The sequence below is a fragment of the Aliikangiella maris genome (genome assembly GCF_040719265.1).
GTDB lineage: Bacteria > Pseudomonadota > Gammaproteobacteria > Enterobacterales > Kangiellaceae > Aliikangiella > Aliikangiella maris.
This window is the reverse complement of sequence record NZ_JBFDAH010000018.1, coordinates 83,892-105,785: the sequence shown is the minus strand read 5'-3', so window position 1 is coordinate 105,785 and position 21,894 is coordinate 83,892. Positions and strand designations below refer to the sequence as shown.

Genomic DNA, 21,894 nt, shown 5'->3' with positions numbered 1-21,894 from the left:
AATAACCAATGTGGCTAAAATGGAACATTATGTCGATGTCTCACCTAAATTTGAACATAGTTTAAGTGTTTATATTGAAGGAATTGGTACTCGAGATTTAGAAAAAGACAGTACGGTGGGTTATGCCTTTGGCACGCAAAGTACCGGGGTGAAAAAAAAGGTTGAAAAAGGGATTACTGAAACGTTAGAAGAGATTAAAAGCGTTGTTAAAGAAGAGACGGTAATTGATAAACTGGTGATTGATGTTTTTGGCTTTAGTCGCGGCGCGGCGGCGGCGCGTTATTATATTTATCAAGCGGTGGTGGTTAAAAAGCTGTTACATCGGCTAAGAGCCGAAAGTTACCAAATAGCTACCGCTAATTTAAGTGTTGCCTTTGTGGGATTATACGATACGGTGGCCTCCGAAGGTTTGTCACATGCCAATGACACGCGTTCATTAAAGCTCGATGCCATTAGCCATGTGGCGGTTAAAAAGGTGATACATCTGGTGGCGGCCGATGAGCACCGCGCTAATTTTTCCCTCACCAATATAAAAAGTGCGGGTAGCCGGGGCAAAGAGATATTTTTGCCCGGCGTGCATTCGGATATTGGTGGCAGTTATGCCCCCAGCAGTGATGAAGTTGAATTAGAAATTAATCATGCATATAGTCACTCTGCGCTAGAGCAAGATCGCGCTCAACTCATTGATGAAGGCTGGTATTATCCCAATGAAATCGCTATCAGCTCGCCGCCTCAATATAATCTGTCACCAATGAGTTATCATCAAGGGATCCCGCCGCCGCCTGCTAAAAATAAGCTATTGGTGACACGCCGCCACATCCGCCATGACTATGATAAAATTCCACTGCATATTATGGCCGAATTTGCTAAAGCAGCGGGCATGGTGTTTTTATCAAGTATACAAGAAGAGTCAATTCCCTCTCGTTTAATGCCTGTGTATGATTCGCTATTAAGTTATGCGCAAAATAATCATTCTTGCTTAAGTCACTGGTTTCAGCGGAATAATCCCGACTGGCTGCGCTGGCTGCGCCATGATTATTGTCATTATTCGGCACACTATACGCTGGTTGGCGGATTAATTGCGGCAAATAAGCCCAATATAAAAGGCAACAAGCGAGGGCGAAAGATATATGCGGGTTAGGCAAGTAATAGCATTAGGCATGACTTTATTGCTAAAAGAAAATCAACAACCGGCTTATGGAATCCGGTGTATTGGCTGGCTGGCGCGACATTACAGACGTTGGGTGGGGGTTATTTTACTTATTTTAATGGGTTGTGGAGAAACACCAATGAAAAAAACAAAATTTAACTGGCTGGCCTCAGACAGCGGGCCGAAAGGGTTTCCGATGCAAATTATTAAAGGAGACTTTGAACTGGTAGATGGCAGTTCGTTGTATATTCCAGATCGCCGTGTATTAAGAAGAGGTTGGGGCCCAGGTCAATCAACCCATGTTGTTGGTGCCGATTATAAAGCTTTGCCCACGCATGTGTCGGTGCGTTTTTACTCTTATACGGAAGATGCGTTTTACCAANTAAGAAGAGGTTGGGGCCCAGGTCAATCAACCCATGTTGTTGGTGCCGATTATAAAGCTTTGCCCACGCATGTGTCGGTGCGTTTTTACTCTTATACGGAAGATGCGTTTTACCAAGGGCGCTTTGCGCTGCCTTATGATGAAATACTGGCTTATTTTCAAGCGGGTTTTTATAGTTTAAAAGGTCAGCGACAAGAAACCTATCGAAAGATTAATTTAGGGGTTGCTCCTGGTGGAGAGGTTGCTGTTTGGTTGCAGGGGGCTGATAAAATTACCCAGGTATTTTTTGGTCAGGCTGACAAGGTTGATTTGCCTTGGTCGGCACTGTCAAAAACGGATGAGAGTGGTCGTTTAGACTATATTAATAACATCATTGAGGAAACTACCAACGAAGCACAACGCGACTATTTAAAACACTATGGCGTTCCACTGGGTTTATGGTCACGTTATCAGCGACGTTATCATTGGCAGCCGCGTTTTATTATCCCCAATCGGGTCCCCAAGTTGATGAACTCGATTGAGTATTTTAATGGAGAAATGGATTATTTTTTCTACCCTTTATCGACAGAAATCGCCGAGCAAACGCGTGTGGTTCCGGTGACGTTTCGTTACACATGGATGCCGCCTTATGGCGAACCGGCATTGCACGAAGTGTTTTTGGAATCGAATGAAATTATTCCACTCTTTGAGCAACTACATGCGCAAGCACCCGCCACCGCCAATAATCCGATTTGGTTAAACATTACCATTGATGAGGCACCCGATGAGCGCCAGGTATTATTGAGCCTGCAGCATGGCGAGACGGTTTTGCCCTTAAAGCAAGCAACGGTACATCAGTATATTTCTAATGCCTCATTAGATAAAAAAGATTATTTTTATCAGGATAAGGAAAAGTAGCGGGATGAACGGGCACGAGTTATTTTATTAATTCGTGCCCTATCGCAATCGATATTTTTTCATTTTAAGTGCAACAGTGTTGTGTGACACATCAAGTCTTTCGGCTAATTTGCGAGTTGAAGGATAGCGCTCCATCATTTTAGATAACAGATTTCGTTCAAAGTCTTCGGTGGCTTGTTTTAAACTGGTAATTTCCGATTCTAGGCTTTGGTTTGCCAGACTTTGGTTTGAGGCTTGGGTTTTGGCGGTATTAAATAATAAATCTTCAGCGCCGAGTAAATTGCTATTTGAAATAGCAACGGAGCGAAAAATCAGATTTTGCAATTGACGAATATTACCGGGCCAGTGGTGCGCCTCTAGTCGCTTAATTGCCTGTTCACTGATACTACAGTTTTTGCGGTTAACCTGAATGCCGGCCAGTTTTACGAAATGCTGGGCGAGTAGTTTTATATCACCTTTTCTTTCGCGAAGTGGTGGAATAATAATACTGAGCACATTTAGTCGATAGTAAAGATCTTCACGAAACTGATTGGTTTTAAACAAAGTATTAAGCTTGCGATGAGTTGCGCTGATAATTCTCACATCAACGGTTCTTTCTTTGTTGCTACCTAAACGCCGAAACGTATAATCTTGTAAAAATCGCAGCAATTTCGCTTGCAAATAAGGTGACATTTCACCAATTTCATCAAGAAACAATGTGCCGCCATTGGCTAGCTCAAATAAACCGGGTTTACCGCTTTTTAATGCACCTGAAAAGGCCCCCGAAGAGTAACCAAAGAGTTCACTTTCTAGCAGATTTTCTGGCAAGGCTGCACAGTTGATGGCTAAAAATGGGTTTTGTTTACGTGAACTGTTTTCGTGAATGGATTTAGCGAGGATCTCTTTTCCTGTGCCTGTTTCACCCGTAATTAATATAGGTAATTCGAGTTCTGAAAAGCGTTTGGCTTTGGCAAGAATATCGAGCATTTCATTGGATTGCGCAACGATAGTGCTGCCTTGAAAGCGGTTTTGTTGCATGGATGAAATGGTTAAACCTAAGCGTTCAGGTCGCTTTAAAGTGATGACCGCACCTTTAACCTGTTTTTTTTCATTATATTGCGAAATGATGGGAATAATTTCGGCAAAATAGTTGGTATCCATACAAGTTAGTTCAATAGAAGCATTGTCTGCGTGGAGTAATCTTTCAATGGACTCTGAGAAAAAATCAGTAATATTTCGTTGATAAATTTCTGATTCGTTCAATCCAAGTGTCTCAACGGCTGCATGGTTTACCTTGAGTATTTGTCCAGACTCGTCAATATCAAATAACGGATCGGGTAAGTTTGAGAGTAGGGCATCGAGGTGCAATCGCTTGGCTTCACTGGGTAAAAACTCAATATCGACAATCTTTTTTACCCCCGGTATTTGTAATATTTTTTGTTTTATCTGGATGGTATTCAGATCTGTTTCGTGACTGTGATACTGCAAAAAGGTATGATAGGTTTGCATTTCTAAACCGATTAAATCAATATTTAATTCGGCAAAAACGCTGAGAATTTCGTAAGTTATCCCTAGTCTGTTTTCTGATTGAACATCGATTGTCTGATAGCTTGTCATAAAAACATTACGCGTAACAAATGTGTTACATATAGTACTGATAAACTAATCGCCTGTGCAAGCCTTATTTTCTCTGCGTTAACCGCAATTTAGGCTGTCGGAGTGTAATAATTATATTACATAACGCATTCAGCTTAATTTTACTTTGTTTTTAACTTATTGATTTTAAAGTAAAAATAAAGTTGGCCTGTTAATTGCTTTATATGCCTCATAACCAATAAATGAGGTATTATTTCGTGACAAATAATAATGTAAGAGGCGATAAGCGTAGCCAGAGCGCTTTGACTGAGGACCTGAACTGGGTGGGAAACCTGAAACGGGTACGCGAAGCAGGACCTGGTTTAGATGAAAAAAGTTTTACTCAAACAGGTGACTCAACCAAGGCTGTTCATGCCGGAACAACGGATGATCCGCGAACAGGTGCTGTTGGTACACCAATTTATCAAACATCGACTTTTTTGCTAGATGAAGACCAATACCAATCTATCGAAGAGGGTCATGCGCGTGATCGTTTCATTTACACGCGTTATGGCAACCCAAATCAATGGGCGGTACAGCAAAAAATTGCAGCACTTGAAAATGCCGAGTCTGCATTGGTGTTTAGTTCTGGTATGGCTGCAATTACCGCTGCAGTAATGGCATTGGTTGATCGTGGCGGCCATGTGGTGGCTTCAAATGAGCTTTATGGTGGTACACATAGCTTATTCAATTCTGATTTTCCTAATTGGGGAATGTCGACAACTTATGTTGATCCGAAAGATTTTGAGGCGATTGAAGCGGCCATTCAACCCAATACGCAAGTATTGTACTTTGAAGCACTGACTAATCCATTATTGAAACTGACCGATCTTGAAAAGTTAGTTGCTCTTGGTAAAAAGCATAATCTACGTGTCATTATTGATGCGACTTTTGTTACACCTATTTCTTGTCGCCCGCTGGACTGGGGGGTTGATCTGGTGGTCCACTCGGCATCAAAATATTTAAACGGCCATAGTGACCTGATAGCCGGTGTTGTGGTCGGCAGCCGTAAATTAGTCGATATGGTTTGGCCCAAGCTGCTGAACTTTGGTGGCAATCTCGACCCTCATGCCAGTTACCTGTTAGAACGCGGTTTAAAAACCTTAAGCATTCGTATGAAAGCGCATGAAGAGTCGGCTTATGCGTTGGCGCAGTATCTTGAAAATCATAAACAAATCAAGCAAGTGATTTACCCCAAACTGGCTTCTTATCCCGATGCTGAACTGGCACTCAAACAACTCAAACTCGGTGGTGGCATGATTTCTTTTGTTGTTGATGGCGGTGATCAGGCGGCATTGAATTTATTAAAACATTTAAAGTATGTGAAGTCAGCAACTAGCCTTGGCGGTGTTGAATCATTGGTGAGTTTACCGTTCAACTCTTCGCAGGCTTCGTTTACTAGCAGTCAGCGAGAAAAAATGGGTATTTATCCCGGATGTGTTCGCCTATCAGTTGGCATTGAAGATCCCCAGGATTTAATTAACGACTTTGAACAAGCATTAGCGAAAATAGCAGAATAATTAGGAGTAAACCAATGCGTAATAACATTTCGGTCTCAGCACTCAGTGAATTTGTCAACGAAGTTAAAAACTCACCTGAAGAAGGTATCGCCAGTTATGGTGTCGAACTCGATTGGCAAAGTGGAACACGATCTAAAGTTAGAACTTTACCTATGGAAATTGGACCACATAAAGTTAGTCGAGACTTTAGTTGGACAATTGATGAGCCACGTCAATTATTAGGAACTAATCATGCGCCAAACCCACAGGAGTATTTACTGTCAGGTATGGGCGCTTGTATTTTAGTTGGTTTTACTGTTGGCGCATCAGTGATGGAAATTCAATTAGAGTCGCTTAAGGTGTCGGTAAAAGGCAAGCTGGATTTAGCGGGATTTTTGAATGCACGCGAAGGTGCCCCCATTCCGTTTGAAAAAATTGAATATGAAATTGAAGTTGTTGGTGATGGCACGCCTGAGCAGTTTGAACAACTGCGTCAAAAAGCGGTTAACTATAGCCCTAATGCAATGACAATCAAAAATAATGTTGAAATTCGGGGGAGTTTAAAAATTGGCGAATCGTAAGCAAAATACGGCTACCAAAACAGCTCCTCAGGCCAAAGCATTAGATTTAAATGTTTTGTCTGAACTGGAGAAAAAAGTTTTATGGCTAGCCAGTTGGATGATACATAACGCTAACCATATTCGACCATCACGCGACGGCGTAAAAGTCGGCGGCCATCAGGCTTCGTCGGCTTCGATGGTTACCATTATGACAGCATTGTATTTTCATGTTTTAAAAGCGGAAGATAAAGTTGCGGTTAAGCCGCACGCTTCTCCCGTATTTCATGCTATTCAATACTTATTAGGCAACCAGTCTTTAGAGCAGTTAGAAAACTTTCGTTCATTTGGTGGCGCTCAGTCTTATCCTTCGCGAACTAAAGATAAGGATGATGTAGATTTTTCTACTGGCTCTGTTGGACTGGGTGTTGCTGCGACGTTGTTTTCGTCAATTGCGCAAGACTATTTGTTTGATCATGGATTAGTTGATAGTGAACAGCGCAAAGGCAAAATGATTGCTCTGTTGGGCGATGCTGAGCTGGATGAAGGCAATATTTATGAAGCACTGTTGGAAGGCTGGAAAAAAGATTTAAAAAACACCTGGTGGATTGTTGATTATAATCGACAGAGTCTAGATGGTGTGATTAATGATGAGTTGTTTCAGCGCATACAGGACTTCTTTAACAGTGTTGGCTGGCGGGTTGTTACCTTAAAATATGGTAAAAAAATGCAAAAAGCATTTGAAGGCCCTGCTGGTAATGCATTAAAAAAATGGATTGATGAGTGTCCTAATCAGTTATATTCAGCCTTAACCTTTAAAGGTGGTGATGCATGGCGTGCACGCTTGGAACAAGATTTAAAAGGTACTAAGGGATTAACTCAGTTTTTAAAAAGTCATACGGATGAGCAGTTACAGGCTTTAATGACTAATCTGGGCGGCCATGATTTGGAATACCTGATTGAAGAGTTTGAAAAAAATACCGATGAAACGCCGGTGTGTTTTATTGCCTATACGGTGAAAGGGTGGGGATTACCACTTGCTGGACATAAAGATAATCATTCAGGCCAAATGACAGCGCCGCAAATTCAGCAGTTTAAAGAGCAGTTAAATATTGCAGAAGGCAACGAGTGGGATAAGTTTGCCGGTATGAGCATTTCTGAAAAAGAAATCGAAACTTATTTTGCTGATGTTGAATTTTTACAACGCAAAAAATTTGATGCAGTAAACGATGTATTACCCGTAACCGACTTAAAGGTGCCATCGGGGGCCAAAGTTTCAACGCAAGTTGTGTTTGGTAAATTAATGCAGGAGCTGTCAAGCAGTAAAGATGAACTAGCGAATCGAGTGGTAACAACTTCACCCGATGTTGCTTCATCAACTAATTTAAGCGCCTGGTTAAATAAACGAGGGGTTTATCATACCAATGATAAGCAAGATACTTTCAAAGATGAAAAAGTCCCTTCGCCTATAAAGTGGGTTCAGTCACCTTCAGGTCAACATATTGAACTGGGCATAGCAGAAAGCAATCTGTTTACCATTTTAGCTTCATTGGGTTTAACGGCGAGTCATTTTGGTTGTAAATTAATTCCGGTTGGTACTTTGTACGATCCGTTTATTTGCCGTGGTCTGGATGCACTGAATTATGCCTGTTATCAAGATGCGCGCTTTATTTTGGCCGCAACGCCATCAGGTATTGCATTAGCGCCAGAAGGTGGTGCGCATCAATCATTCAATACGCCAATGATTGCCATGGCACAAGATAAGTTGACTTACTTTGAGCCTGCTTTTGCCGATGAACTAACCGTATTAATGAACTATTCATTAGATTTTGTTCAGCAGGCCTATGGCCACTCCATTTATTTCCGTTTATCAACGCGGGCTATTGATCAACAACCACGAGAAATGTCGGCGGAATTAAAGCAAGGCATTATTGATGGCGGATATTGGTTAAGAAAACCGGCTGATGATGCATCAATTATTATTGCCTATACCGGTGTGGTTGCACCTGAAGCAATAGCTGCATTTGATGAACTGGTTAAAGATATACCAGGAGCAGGTTTATTGGCGATTACTTCGGCTGATCGTTTATATAATCAATGGCAGCAAAATATCCGGGAACATGCTGCGCAACCATCCGTAGTCGAGTCATTACTGGCGCCATTATCACCCCATGCCACGATTGTTAGTGTTTGTGATTCTCACCCCGCCACACTTTCTTGGCTGGGCAGTGTTCATGGACATCGAGCACAAAGCCTGGGTGTTACCAAGTTTGGACAGTCTGGTGATATTCCTGATCTGTTTAGTCATTATCAAATTGATGCCGAAGCAATTTTGAATGCTTGTGCTCGAGCCTATTTGAAATAAATTGAGGAGATAACTTATGTCAAATGAAATTTTAATGCCTGAATTATCTCCAACCATGACAGCGGGAATGATTTCTCGCTGGAATGTTGCTGTGGGAGATAGTGTTCAGGTTGGCGACATTGTTGCTGAAATCGAAACGGATAAAGTCACTGTTGAATTTGAATCCCCCGTTGCTGGTGTGATTAAAGAATTATTAGTTGCTGACGGCACTGGTGATATCGCGGTTGGTAGCGTTATTGCTACCTTGGCGGCAGAAGGTGAAAGCGTTGAGAAAGTTCAATCTGTACCTGAATTAAAAGTTGTTGGTAGTGATACAGCTCCTGCCGCAACTACTACACAAGCTGAAACGTCTGAACAAACAGCAACTAGCGCGCCGCAAAATTTAATGGCTGCTGTGCCTGCTGTTAAAGAAGAACCTGCTGAAAGATTAGTTCGCGAAATTAAAGCTGATACTAAAATTTCACCGATTGCCAGACGCATGGCATTTCAATCTGGTGTTGATGTGGCTGCTATTAGCGGGACTGGTGAACGCGGTGAAATCACTAAAGAAGACATTCGCAAAGCACTTGGAATCACTGAGCCTGCGACTGTAACTGCTACGACTGCGGTGGCCGCTGATTATCAGTTTGATGTCACACGTGAATTGTTGCCTGAGTTTGAAGAAGTTGCGTTGTCGGGTATGCGTCGCACGGTTGCCGATCGATTGTCAAAATCAAGCCAATACATTCCACATTTTTACATGTCGGTTGATTGTGCGCTTGATGGATTGTTGGCTTTAAGACAGCAAATTAATTCACAAAATGAAAATGAGAAAAAGCTCACTGTTAATGATTTTGTTATTAAGGCGGTCGCTTTAGCACTTAAACAGGTTCCCGATGCTAATGTTATGTGGGATACCGATAAAATTTTAAAATTTTCTGATGTTGATATTTCAATCGCGGTTGCAATCGATGGTGGATTAATTACCCCAGTTGTTAAATCTTGTTTGAAAAAAGGATTGCGCGAAATTAGTCAAGACTGTAGCGATTTAGTTAATAAAGCTAAGTCAGGTAGTTTAAAACCTAATGAATTTCAGGGGGGAACATTCACCATTTCTAACCTGGGGATGTTTGGTATTCGAGAATTTACTTCTATCATCAATCCACCGCAGTCAGGCATTTTGTCGGTAGGTGCTGCTGATCAGCGACCGGTGATTGAAGATGGTGAAGTTGTTATCAAAACCATGATGACCATAACATTGGCAATGGATCATCGATGTGTTGATGGTGTTACTGGTGCTCAATTGGTGAATCGAATTAAACATATTTTAGAAAATCCACTTGAGTTGATGCTTTAGTTTTAATCAATAGGAGGCGAATTTTTATGAAAAATTCTATGAGCCCAGGTAGTAAGTTTAGACAAGCAGTTGCTGAAAGTCAGCCACTCCAGTTGGTCGGTACAATTAATGCGTTTACTGCGCACATGGCAAAAAAATCGGGACACAAAGCGATTTATTTATCGGGTGGCGGTGTTGCTGCCAATTCTTTGGGGATGCCTGATTTAGGCATCAGCACCATTGATGATGTGTTGACTGACGTACGACGTATAACCGATGTTTGCGATCTGCCTTTAATGGTTGATGCTGATACGGGATTTGGTGGTGCATTTAACATTGCGCGAACGATTCGTTCATTAATTAAGTTTGGTGCTGCGGGTTGTCATATTGAAGATCAAGTTGCCGCCAAGCGATGCGGTCATCGTCCTGGAAAAGAAATTGTTTCAATGCAGGAAATGGTCGACCGGGTCAAGATGGCTGTTGATGCACGTACCGATGAAAGTTTTGTCATTATGGCGCGTACTGACGCTTTGGCGGTTGAAGGTATGCAGTCTGCGATTGATAGAGCAAATGCTTGTCTGGAGGCTGGAGCTGATATGATTTTTCCAGAAGCCATGAGTGAGCTGTCACAATACGCGGCTTTTAAACAAGCGGTTAATGCACCAATTTTAGCCAACATCACTGAATTTGGCCAAACGCCACTTTTTTCAACACCTGAACTGGCCGAAGTGGGTGTTGATATTGTGCTTTATTGTTGTGGTGCTTACCGCGCAATGAACAAAGGCGCAGAAACTTTTTATCAAGCTTTGATCAATGATGGCCATCAACGTAATGTCGTTGAGATTATGCAAACCCGTGAAGAATTGTATGATTATTTAAATTATCACGAGTACGAGCAAAAACTTGATCAATTATTTGCAAACAATAAGGAAAAATAATATGACTGAATCAACCCAAACTCAATTACCCAAACCGAAAAAATCGGTTGCATTATCTGGTGTAGCTGCAGGAAATACCGCCTTATGTACGGTTGGTCGTTCAGGGAATGATTTGGCCTATTGTGGTTATGATATTTTAGATTTTGCTGAAACTGCTGAATTTGAAGAAATTGCCCATTTGTTAATTCACGGCCGCCTACCCAGCAAAGCTGAATTAATAAATTACAAGCGTAAATTAAAATCTATGCGCGGTTTACCACAAGCGGTACAGACCGTGTTAAAAGCAATCCCTGCTTCGGCTCATCCAATGGATGTATTGCGTACGGGTTGTTCCGTATTAGGTACTGTTTTACCTGAAAAAGAAGAGCAGGCGGCAGCTGATGCCAGAGATATTTCTGATCGCTTACTGGCATCATTTGGTTCAATGTTATTGTTTTGGTATCACTACAGCCACAATGGTAAATGTATTGATGTTGAAACAGATGATGACTCAATTGGGGCACATTTCCTCAATTTATTACATGGTGAAAAGCCTAGTGAGCAGTGGGAACGTGCAATGCACACTTCACTAATTTTATATGCTGAGCATGAGTTTAATGCTTCAACTTTTACTGGACGAGTAATTGCTGGAACGGGATCTGATATATATTCAGCCGTTAGTGGTGCAATTGGCGCATTACGTGGACCAAAGCATGGTGGCGCAAACGAAGTTGCGTTAGAAATTCAAAAGCGATATGCCTCTCCAGATGAAGCTGAAACTGATATTAAAGCTCGCATAGCGAAAAAAGAAATTGTGATCGGATTTGGTCATCCGGTTTATACGGTTTCCGATCCGCGAAATCAAGTGATTAAGCAAGTTGCTAAAGAGTTGTCTGAAACTGCAGGTGATATGAACTTATTTAATATCGCTGAGCGATTAGAAAGTGTTATGTGGAATGAGAAAAAAATGTTCCCTAACCTGGATTGGTTTTCTGCTGTTTCCTATCACCAGATGGGCATTCCTACGGCAATGTTCACTCCAATTTTTGTTATGTCACGAATTACAGGCTGGGCTGCGCACATCATGGAGCAGCGTGTTGATGGCAAAATTATTCGTCCCAGTGCTAATTATACCGGTCCAGAAAATAAAACCTGGATACCAATCAGCGATCGTTAATCGATTTTTTCTTTTACTTTTATTTTATCCCGTATGCTCTTCTCAAAGTACGGGATATATTTTTTTGAATTTTGGAGTACTAATTAATGAGTGCAAATGTAGAGTCGAATATTAAGCCCGATTACGATCAGCCTATCAAAGATATTGCCGCTTATGTCACCGATTATGTTATTGAAAATGATCATGTTTATGATACTGCGCGTTATTGTTTAATGGATACTTTAGGCTGTGGTTTATTGGCATTAAGATATCCTGAATGTACTAAGCATTTAGGACCTATTGTACCAGGCACTGTTGTACCTAATGGTGCGCGAGTTCCAGGAACACAGTTTGAAATGGATCCAATCAAAGCGGCATTTGATATTGGCTGTATTATCCGTTGGTTAGATTTCAATGATACCTGGCTTGCTGCCGAGTGGGGACACCCTTCAGATAACATGGGGGGGATTTTAGCTGTAGCTGATTATTTATCACGTCAAGCTGTTGCAAATGGTAAAGCACCACTAACTATGAAAGATGTGTTAACGGCAATGATTAAAGCGCATGAAATTCAAGGTGTTATGGCACTTGAAAACAGCTTCAACCGTGTTGGTCTGGATCATGTTGTTTTAGTTAAATTGGCATCAACGGCCGTTGTTGCACAAATGTTAGGCGGTGATCGCGACATGATTATGGATGCCGTTTCACAAGCCTTAGTCGATGGTCAAAGCTTGCGTACCTATCGTCACACGCCAAATGCAGGATCAAGAAAATCTTGGGCTGCGGGTGATGCAACCAGTCGAGCGGTAAGACTGGCGTTAATTACCCAAACTGGTGAAATGGGATACCCTGGGGTATTGAGTGCGAAAACCTGGGGTTTTTATGATGTTTTATTCGGCGGTAATGAGTTTAAATTCCAACGAGGTTACAGCGAATATGTAATGGATAATGTTTTGTTTAAAATTTCATTCCCAGCAGAATTCCACGCGCAAACTGCGGTTGAGTGCGCAATGACGCTGCATCCCCAAGTTGCTAATCGATTAGATGAAATTGAGCGTGTTGAATTAACAACACATGAATCTGCAATTCGCATTATCAGTAAAAAAGGCGAGCTGCATAATCCGGCTGATCGCGATCACTGCCTACAATACATGGTGGCTATTGGTTTAATTTTTGGCGCATTAGAAGCCGATCACTATGAAGCCAATGTTGCTGCTGATCCACGAATTGATGCATTACGTGAAAAAATGATGGTTGAAGAAGATAAGCGTTATACCGAGGACTATTTAAATCCTGAAAAACGCAGTATCGCCAACGCGATTCAAATATTCTTCACTGATGGTTCATCAACTGACAAGGTTGAAGTTGAATATCCAATTGGCCATAAATTCCGCCGTGAAGAGGGCATACCTGTACTTCAAGCGAAATTTGAGCGCAATGTTAAAACTCGCTTCCCTGCTAAACATGCTGATGAAATTGTTAGTCTATGTAATGACAAAGCGGCATTTGAAGCAATGCCGGTTAATGAGTTTATGTCTTTGCTGGTAATTTAATTACGTTATCAAGTTGAACTGGTTGTTTGATTTATTGGTTATCTAAGGATGGATAGTCTTTTACTAGAACTAGTAGTCTAGTAACCTTGACCACTCTTTGAGTGGTCTTTTTTTATTGATACTGAAGCTGCTTTATCGTCGTGAGCTTAAAATCTAAATCTGTTTTTAATTCAAAATCGCGACCAAATTCTCACTTTGATTGATTTGTTTGGGTAAACTCAAGCATTCAATATTTGTTTCTGCCCAATCTGATAAACTTGCCCGATTAAAGATTAACGCTCAATGACATAGAGTGGTTGTACAACTGAAACTATCTTGGTTGGATAATATTGGTGGATAAATATATGCAAATAAATATAGGTAGATTTATCCTGTCGAAATATCCTTACCAGTGACGATGCTCAATTTATCGCCTTACTCCCATTGAGTACGTTATGACTAAGTTTTTGATATTTATTAATAAATAGCGGTTTATTGAATATATCCTGATTTTAAGCAATTAGAAAAATGCCATTGAGGTTAATGGGCCCGCTGTGATCTCGGCATTAATCGCTGTTAGTCATTAATAGTTCTGTTGGCTAATAGATTAATAGCGTTGTGAATCGCTATCTCAGTACTCTGATGAATTTAATCGTTGGCAGCGCTAAAAAATAAGGGAATGATCGTAAAATTAAGGGAATAACTGTGAATTTTGCCGAATTATACAACTTAGGGTTGTAATATTTAAATTTATCCACATTTAGAGTAGTGTTTTAGGGATTAATCTTATCTAATAGGGGTAAGTATATTTATAAGCTACCATAACACGAATAGTATTCGTTTAAGTGAGGTAACTGTGTATCGATTAAATTTTAGCTATCAGATAAATTTGGTAATAAAAAATATGTTTCAAATTAAGAGTGTATTGATTATCAGTCTACTTATGTTTACCGCAGGTTGTGCCATTAAACCGCGGGTAACTACTGATTATGATACTGCTTATGATTTTACCAGTTTGAAAAGCTACGCTTGGATAGTTGCTCAGAATGATAACCAGCCCGAATCTGAAGCAATGAAGTCAGAACCGGTTATGACACTACAGAGCAAGCGTCAGGCTAATGCCATTGAGACAATTTTAAATCGACGAGGTTTTCAAAAGGCTGAAAGTGTTGAAAGTGCTGATTTTCTGCTCAAGACTCATATGGTGACGGATAAAAAAGTTGATGTAGACCGTTTTTATCATACTTGGGGATATCGCCCATTTTTTTACACCGATGATTTTCATCCCTATTTTTATGGTTTGCCACATAGTTCAACTACTGTTGTTACCGAAAGACAAATAGGAACTTTAGTGCTTGATATTGTCGATCCAGAGAAAAAGCAGGTTATTTGGCGAGGAACAGTGGCTAGTCCAGTGGAAATTTACAAGAACTATACACCTGAAGAAAGAATGACTTTTGCACTTAACCAAGCACAGGCCTTACTCGAAAAGTTTCCACCAGGCCAGTTAGTACAATAGTTGGCCACAGGTAAATAGATTTGATTACTAATTAAACCATTTATAGCTATTTACTATCAATTTTACTTTAAATTATTGATATTGCTATAAATTGGTACTAGATGATTCACATTTCATCGATTAGAATAGCCCTATGATTAAGATGTCTTTTAGAATATTTCCGCTACTGAGCGAGTGTTAAACAGTGGCATTTGATGACAGCGCTCAATCAGGCGAAGAGCTACCACTTTCGGATAATGTTATTAATAAAGGAATCGGCTATGCTTGTCGACTTCTTGGTATACGGGAATATTCAGTAAAATCGATTGCTGAAAAAATTAAGCAAAAGGGATATTCTGCCAAACACACTCAGCAGATCGTTACATTTTTACTAGAAAATAATTGGCTCAGCGATGAGCGATTTTGCGAAGCTTATCTTCGCTCAAAATCGACTAAAGGTATTGGTGAAATCCGCATTCGCTATGAGTTAAAACAGCAAGGATTGTCGGATGAGTTGATTAACGAGACAATCGATACCTTGCAGATCGAATGGCAGCAACATTGTGATAGTGCCATGAAAAAGAAACTCAGCACTGGGTTAGCTTTAAATAGCCTGAGCGACAAACAAAAAATTGAACGGTTTTTAAGATATCGCGGATATTCTGGTGAGCAAATTAAAGTATCAATGCATCACTTTAAGAATAAACTCAGTGATTAACTGAAATTAAACTTAATAATCGTGTAAGCTAAAAAGAGCGGTCTTTAACAGGGTTAAATTTAACCCGTTTTTGATATTAAAAATTAAACAAAAGGTAGAGAGAAATTTCAGTGAGTATGTCCAGCAGCGAAATTCGAGAAGCGTTTTTAGCCTTTTTTGAAAGTAAAGGGCATCAGCGTGTTGATTCGAGTTCACTCGTACCTGCCAATGATCCTACATTGTTGTTTACTAACGCAGGGATGGTGCAGTTTAAAGATTGTTTTCTGGGAACTGAAAAGCGCAATTACACTCGTGCTACCAGTTCACAGCGCTGTGTTAGGGCTGGTGGAAAACATAACGATTTAGAAAATGTTGGTTATACTGCACGACACCATACTTTTTTTGAAATGCTGGGTAATTTTAGTTTTGGTGATTACTTCAAAAAAGAAGCAATTCAATTTGCTTGGGAATTTTTAACTGAAGTGTTAAAGCTGCCAAAAGAGAAACTTTGGGTAACGGTTCATGATGATGATAAAGAGTCAGAGGCCATCTGGTTTAACGAAATCAAAATTGATCAAACCCGGTTCTCTCGTTTAGGTGACAAAGATAATTTTTGGGCAATGGGCGATACTGGTCCTTGTGGTCCTTGCAGCGAAATATTTTATGATCATGGTGAAGAGGTTGCAGGTGGACCACCTGGCAGCCCCGAAGAAGATGGTGATCGTTATATCGAAATCTGGAATCTGGTTTTTATGCAATTTAACCGGAGCAAAGATGGCAGCATGGCGCCGCTACCCCGTCCATCGGTTGATACGGGTATGGGGCTGGAGCGGATAGCTGCCGTTATGCAGCATGTTCATAATAATTACCAGATCGACTTATTTGATAATTTAATCCGTTATATTGCTGACATTATCGAGGTTAAATCGTTAACGAATCAATCTTTACGAGTTATTGCAGATCACATTCGCTCATGCTCTTTTTTGATTTTAGATGGTGTTATGCCGGGTAATGAAGGGCGTGCTTATGTATTACGACGCATTATTCGACGAGCTATTCGTCATGGAAATAAGCTAGGCGTACAAGGTAGCTTTTTTCATCGCTTGGTTGAAGGGCTTGTCCAACAAATGGGAGATGCATATCCTGAGTTGAGACAAAAACAGTCAATTATTTCTGAGACTTTGCTTCGAGAAGAAGAACAGTTTGCGCGAACACTTGAACAAGGTATGAAAATACTTGAGCAAGATATTGCTCATCTTGAGGGGAGTGAAATCCAAGGTGAAACCCTCTTTAAACTTTATGACACATATGGTTTTCCAATTGATCTCACGGCCGATATAGCTCGTGAAAAAGGTTTAACTGTTGATTTAGCTGGATTTGATGTTTGCATGGAAGAGCAAAAACGTCGAGGACGTGAAGAAAATCAATTTATTACTGACTATAATGAAAGTCTTAATTTAAATGAGCAGACTGAGTTTTTGGGATACCAACAAATCGAAGGTCAGGCTGTTGTTCAACAGCTCATTGTCGAAGGTGGATTAGTTGATGCGATTACTCAGGATACTAAAGCCGAAATTGTATTAGACAAAACGCCTTTTTATGCTGAGTCAGGTGGACAAGTTGGTGATAAAGGTATTTTGTTTGGTAGTGATAGCGAGTTTGAAGTAATTGATACAATCAAGCTGAGAGACGCTTTTTTACATCGTGGTATTGTCAGACGAGGGACGATTAAACGAGGTGAGTCCTTAAGTGCTAAAATAAATACGCACGAAAGACAGGAAATTGCGCTTAATCATTCAGCGACACACTTATTACATGCCGCATTAAGACAAATTCTTGGTGAACATGTTGAGCAGAAAGGTTCTTTGGTCGATAGTCAACGATTGCGCTTTGATTTTTCGCATCCAGTTGCGGTAACTGAGGAAGAAATATTTAAAATTGAGCAACTTGTCAATCAGCAGATTAGAGCAAATCATACCGTTGAAACACAACTGACCTCTATCGATCAGGCAAAAAAACTTGGTGCCATGATGTTGTTTGGTGAAAAGTATGGAGAAACTGTCAGAGTTCTAAAAATGGCAGATTTTTCGGTAGAGCTTTGTGGCGGAACACATGTTAAGCAAACCGGAGATATCGGATTATTTAAAGTGATAGGCGAGCAGGGAATTGCTTCTGGCGTACGCCGAATTGAAGCGATTACTGGGGACAGCGCAGTTGAATATACCCAAAAACAAGGGTGGCTAATTAATCAATTGGCGTCATCACTTAAAACTGATCGATTATCGCTCAGTGAAAAAGTAGAACAATTAATCGTAAAGTCTAAAAAGCAAGATCGTGAAATTGATAAATTGAAGCTTAAAATTTCAGCTTCTCAAGGCGGTGATCTGTTAAGCCGTGCAGTAGATGTTGTAGGAGTAAAGCTACTAGCTGTAAAAGTTGACGGTGTTGATGCAAAAGGTCTACGAGACTTAAGTGATCAACTCAAAAGTAAATTAGGTAGTGGCATAATTGTTCTTGCTGCTGAATTAGAAGGTAAGCTAAGCCTGATAACCGGAGTAACAAAAGATTTGACACCCCGTTATCATGCTGGAAATTTGATGAAAGAACTGTCAGCCATGCTTGATGGCCGTGGTGGGGGTAGACCCGATATGGCCCAAGGTGGTGGAAATAACCTGGCTAAACTCGATGAAGCACTTGCTTGGGTTGAACGCTGGGTTAGTGAACAATAGCACTGAAATTCAGTGAGATATTGTTTTTAATAGATTTTTCAGCAAATAAAATAATACAGTGACTATGAAATAGTCTATTGTTATAATTGCGCACCTTTTAGATAGGGAACCAAATACTAGTAGGACGCGTTTTTAAATACAGCCAAATTTTTGAGGAGATTGGCAATGTTGATTTTAACTCGTCGTGTTGGCGAAACATTAATGATTGGTGATGAAGTTACAGTAACTGTTCTGGGTGTTAAGGGCAACCAAGTTCGAATTGGTGTTAACGCGCCTAAGGAAGTTTCTGTTCATCGAGAAGAAATTTATATGCGAATTCAACGCGAAAAAGAAATGTCATCTGATGAATAATTGAACGTTATTCATATCTAGATAAATGAGTCTGATTTTATTGTAAAAAATGATTGCTTTTTACATTTAATCAGGTAGTATTCACCCCCGCAAAACGCAGCAAGATTTAGTTTATTATGGAGAGATGGCCGAGCGGCTGAAGGCGCTCCCCTGCTAAGGGAGTATGGGTTTTATCGCCCATCGAGGGTTCGAATCCCTCTCTCTCCGCCACTGACTTTATTTTGTTGTCAGTATGCAAATGCGGTTAAAACCAAGTGGTTTAGTTAAAGAGAAATTATTTTTAAATCTCATTGACATTACAAATCACTGCAAGGATAATACCGCTCCTTTCACAGGATGTGAAAATTACGCGCATGTAGCTCAGCTGGATAGAGTACCTGGCTACGAACCAGGCGGTCGGAGGTTCGACTCCTTCCATGCGCGCCATATCATTTAAAAGCCGAACCTTGTGTTCGGCTTTTTTATTAGTACAACTTTCTGTTTTCTTTCCTGAATAATTCAACGAGCCGTAATCTTCAGAAAAACGTGTAGCAGGCTTAGTATAATCTCCTGCGCATTATTGTTTAACTATCCTTATTAATACGCAAGTTAATACCGTCAATATCAATCCGCTAAAGCGCTTTAGCGACTATTTCTGGTCAAAGTTATACTGGCATGACAGATCTTGTTTTTGTGCCATTGTTGAAGCTACGAAGAGTAAACCGATATTATGAAAGGATTATTAATTGGTTCTTTTTTTAACCGATTAGGGTTTTTAAAATTGTATTTCATCAAATAAGTATTTCATTCTGAAAAAATGGTTATATACTTGCGTAAGTTTATTTTAGGATATCCAGTCATAATAGCGTGCTGGAGAATCGTAATAGTTCGAATCACTAATTGATTAATTGAATTGGAATGGGACAAGACGATTTAGTTAAGTCGGTCGATTTTTATCTAAATATTTCATCCGATGCCTATCTGGATTACTATCGTGGACAGGTAAAATGGGTGCATGTAACCAGCCTATGTGGCAAAAAGGTTCAGTTTCCAGCAAATTTGTTAGTGAACCATATCACCCGTGATGGAGTGATTGGCAAGTACAGATTACGCTATTTTGCTTCAGGAAAAGCAATAGAACTCATTAAGCTTTAGTTGTTTTATTACCATTTTGATGCGTTGCAGAAAATCAAAATAGGTATAAGGTATTGATTTTTATAACTTAAAAAAACTTCAAAAAAGATCTTTATACTGGTCGGATGATTTTTCATAATAGGATTTTATTCGTTATTACCTAACTTTGACTGGTTTGAAAGTTTCAAAGAAATAATTTTGTCTGATAATGACTTGGTTACAAATAACTAACAGGTAAGCCGTAGGATAAGCGGGGAAGGTATTCAAATGAAGAAACAATTAACACTAAGTTTACCCAAAAGTACCAAATTAGCAGCCAGTACACTGGCTGTTGGTATGGCACTTTGCTCAAGCTCAATGGTTAATGCTATTGAGCTTAGTACAAGAAACTGGCAAGGCAGCTGGGATACGACAATTTCTTTAGGGACCAGCTGGCGCGTTGAAGAGCGTGATGATAAACGTATTGGACATACCAATTTATTGAATCTCAAAGCAGGAGAAATCCCAGTTCTTCCAGGTTCAAATATTGAATTGACGGGCGCTTGGTCTAACAATAATGATGATGGTAACTTGAATTTTGATAAAGGTGATATCGTTTCAAATGCGATAAAAATAACCACCGAAGTCGGTATGGAACATACCAGTGGCTTCGGTTTTTTTATTCGCGGAACCGGATTTTATGATTTTGAACTCAATGACGATCCTGAGAAAAGAGTCAAGCCTATCTCAAAACGTGCATTAGATTATCAGGGAGAAGATTACCGCCTGTTAGATGCCTATATCTACGATACTTGGGATTTAGGTGAAAGAACGCTGCAAGCAAGACTTGGTAAGCAGGTTGTTAGCTGGGGAGAGAGCACTTTTATTCAGCATGGCTTGTCAGAAATTAATGCTGTTGATATCACCAAGTTGCGTGTTCCCGGTGCAGAAATCAAAGAAGCACTGATACCGGTAAATACACTTTGGGCCTCATTAGGTCTGACTGATACGATTAATATGGAAGCTTACGTGCAGTTTGAATGGGAACATTTTCGTACCGATGAGCCAGGAACATATTTCTCGACAAGAGATTTTACTGGTGAGACAGGAACGGATATTCATCTTGGATTTTCGCAATCAGGTGAGGGAACCATTGGGACGGTTGCAAGACGTACGGCTGATAGAGATGCCAGCGACAGCGGACAATATGGCATTAAGTTATCTTGGTTAGCTGAAGATTGGAATTATACCGAGTTTGGTTTTTATTTTGTTAATTACCATAACAAACGGCCTTTGATTACAGGTCGCGCACATGATGGTATTGAAGTCACTGGTTTTTTTGAATATTTGGAAGATATTCAGATGTTTGGTTTTAGTTTTAATACCTCTACTGAAAGTGGGTTTTCGATTGCTGGTGAGTTGACCTATCGAGTTGATGAGCCATTACAGATTGACGATGTTGAATTACTCTATGCAACACTGGAGCCAATAGGTGCAATTCCCAGTGGTACATCACAAATTCCTGGAGGCGCAGCTCTGGGTGAAGAGATTTCAGCTTATCGCTTATTTGACACGGTTCAGTATCAGGCCACGTTTACCAAATTTATGGGGCCTACTTGGGGGGCCGAACAATGGGTATTATTAGCGGAAGTTGGCGCGAATAAAATTCTCGATATGCCCAGTCAGGATGAATTACGCTTCAATGCACCGGGAACAGTGCGCAGTGGCAATGTTGCCAGAGCTGGGCGTGGATTAGGTTTCCTGTCTCCAGGGTCGCCTTGCCGCGCAGGTGGTTATGAAGTTGAGTGTGAAGGGGTAGAGACTAATCCTTTTGCCGATGATTTTTCATGGGGCGTAAGAGTTGTCAGTAAGTGGGATTACGCTGATGTATTTTCTGGCTGGAACGTTTCACCAAGAGTGGTTTATCAGCATGATATCAGCGGGACGACACCTGGACCTATCAGCAATTTTGTTGAAGATCGCAAGGGAGTAACCGTTGGTGTTGGTTTCGATAAGCAAGCTGTCTGGAAAGCAGATATTGGCTACACTGCATTTTTTGGTGCAGGAACGGCAAACTTAATGGGCGATAAAGACTTTATTGCTGCCAATATCAGTTATTCTTTCTAAACCGCGCTAAACCATA

At 40.5% G+C, this 21,894-nt stretch carries 16 protein-coding genes and 2 tRNA genes; 17 read left to right on the top strand and 1 reads right to left on the bottom strand.

Annotation, left to right across the window (positions count from 1 at the left end; genetic code table 11):
• Both ABVT42_RS15600 and ABVT42_RS15595 read left to right on the top strand, forming a co-directional pair.
• On the top strand, window positions 1-1,141 hold a 1,141-nt coding region (locus ABVT42_RS15600), incomplete at its 5' end, for a T6SS phospholipase effector Tle1-like catalytic domain-containing protein (RefSeq protein WP_367024062.1).
• Complete coding sequence (locus tag ABVT42_RS15595) at window positions 1,131-2,429, top strand: DUF2931 family protein (RefSeq protein WP_367024060.1); 1,299 nt, start codon at window positions 1,131-1,133, stop codon at window positions 2,427-2,429. The genes ABVT42_RS15600 and ABVT42_RS15595, both read left to right, overlap by 11 nt.
• Window positions 2,430-2,468: 39 nt before the next feature.
• Here ABVT42_RS15595 and ABVT42_RS15590 read toward each other — a convergent pair whose 3' ends face one another.
• Window positions 2,469-4,025 (bottom strand): sigma 54-interacting transcriptional regulator, encoded by a 1,557-nt coding sequence (locus tag ABVT42_RS15590; protein WP_353896581.1) that lies wholly within the window; start codon window positions 4,023-4,025, stop codon window positions 2,469-2,471.
• 236 nt (window positions 4,026-4,261) lie between these two features.
• On the opposite strand from ABVT42_RS15590, the gene ABVT42_RS15585 reads away from it, so the two are divergent.
• The 15 genes from ABVT42_RS15585 (at window position 4,262) to ABVT42_RS15515 (ending at window position 21,878) form a co-directional block, all read left to right on the top strand.
• On the top strand, window positions 4,262-5,563 hold the full coding sequence (locus ABVT42_RS15585) for a trans-sulfuration enzyme family protein (protein WP_353896580.1): 1,302 nt from the start codon (window positions 4,262-4,264) through the stop codon (window positions 5,561-5,563).
• A 14-nt stretch (window positions 5,564-5,577) separates the two neighbouring features.
• A complete protein-coding gene (locus ABVT42_RS15580; protein WP_353896579.1) occupies window positions 5,578-6,123 on the top strand; it encodes an OsmC family protein in 546 nt (181 codons plus the stop codon).
• Complete coding sequence (locus ABVT42_RS15575; RefSeq protein WP_353896578.1) at window positions 6,110-8,464, top strand: transketolase-like TK C-terminal-containing protein; 2,355 nt, start codon at window positions 6,110-6,112, stop codon at window positions 8,462-8,464. Before ABVT42_RS15580 ends, ABVT42_RS15575 begins: the two co-directional genes overlap by 14 nt.
• A 16-nt stretch (window positions 8,465-8,480) precedes the next feature.
• Window positions 8,481-9,800 (top strand): pyruvate dehydrogenase complex dihydrolipoamide acetyltransferase, encoded by a 1,320-nt coding sequence (locus ABVT42_RS15570; RefSeq protein WP_353896577.1) that lies wholly within the window; start codon window positions 8,481-8,483, stop codon window positions 9,798-9,800.
• Window positions 9,801-9,826: 26 nt separating this feature from the next.
• On the top strand, window positions 9,827-10,717 hold the full coding sequence (prpB, locus tag ABVT42_RS15565) for a methylisocitrate lyase (RefSeq protein WP_353896576.1): 891 nt from the start codon (window positions 9,827-9,829) through the stop codon (window positions 10,715-10,717).
• A gap of 1 nt (window position 10,718) precedes the next feature.
• Entirely contained in the window at window positions 10,719-11,873 is a 1,155-nt protein-coding gene (gene prpC / locus ABVT42_RS15560; protein WP_353896575.1) for a bifunctional 2-methylcitrate synthase/citrate synthase, read from the top strand.
• Between the two features lie 86 nt (window positions 11,874-11,959).
• Window positions 11,960-13,405, top strand: a complete 1,446-nt coding sequence (locus ABVT42_RS15555; protein WP_353896574.1) for a bifunctional 2-methylcitrate dehydratase/aconitate hydratase — start codon at window positions 11,960-11,962, stop codon at window positions 13,403-13,405.
• 883 nt (window positions 13,406-14,288) lie between these two features.
• On the top strand, window positions 14,289-14,903 hold the full coding sequence (locus ABVT42_RS15550; protein WP_353896573.1) for a DUF4136 domain-containing protein: 615 nt from the start codon (window positions 14,289-14,291) through the stop codon (window positions 14,901-14,903).
• A 184-nt stretch (window positions 14,904-15,087) separates the two neighbouring features.
• Entirely contained in the window at window positions 15,088-15,600 is a 513-nt protein-coding gene (locus tag ABVT42_RS15545; protein WP_353896572.1) for a regulatory protein RecX, read from the top strand.
• A gap of 116 nt (window positions 15,601-15,716) precedes the next feature.
• Window positions 15,717-18,308, top strand: coding sequence for an alanine--tRNA ligase (gene alaS, locus ABVT42_RS15540; RefSeq protein ID WP_353896583.1), 2,592 nt, complete (start codon window positions 15,717-15,719; stop codon window positions 18,306-18,308).
• A 165-nt stretch (window positions 18,309-18,473) separates the two neighbouring features.
• Window positions 18,474-18,659 carry a carbon storage regulator CsrA gene (gene csrA / locus ABVT42_RS15535; RefSeq protein ID WP_353896571.1) on the top strand — a complete coding sequence of 62 codons (186 nt, stop codon included), beginning with the start codon at window positions 18,474-18,476 and terminating at the stop codon, window positions 18,657-18,659.
• Between the two features lie 118 nt (window positions 18,660-18,777).
• Window positions 18,778-18,869: transfer RNA gene (locus tag ABVT42_RS15530), tRNA-Ser, on the top strand.
• Between the two features lie 139 nt (window positions 18,870-19,008).
• A tRNA-Arg gene (locus ABVT42_RS15525) sits at window positions 19,009-19,085 on the top strand.
• A 471-nt stretch (window positions 19,086-19,556) separates the two neighbouring features.
• Window positions 19,557-19,793, top strand: a complete 237-nt coding sequence (locus ABVT42_RS15520) for a DUF2835 family protein (RefSeq protein ID WP_353896570.1) — start codon at window positions 19,557-19,559, stop codon at window positions 19,791-19,793.
• 246 nt (window positions 19,794-20,039) lie between these two features.
• A complete protein-coding gene (locus tag ABVT42_RS15515; RefSeq protein ID WP_353896569.1) occupies window positions 20,040-21,878 on the top strand; it encodes a DUF1302 domain-containing protein in 1,839 nt (612 codons plus the stop codon).
• Window positions 21,879-21,894 lie beyond the last annotated feature (16 nt).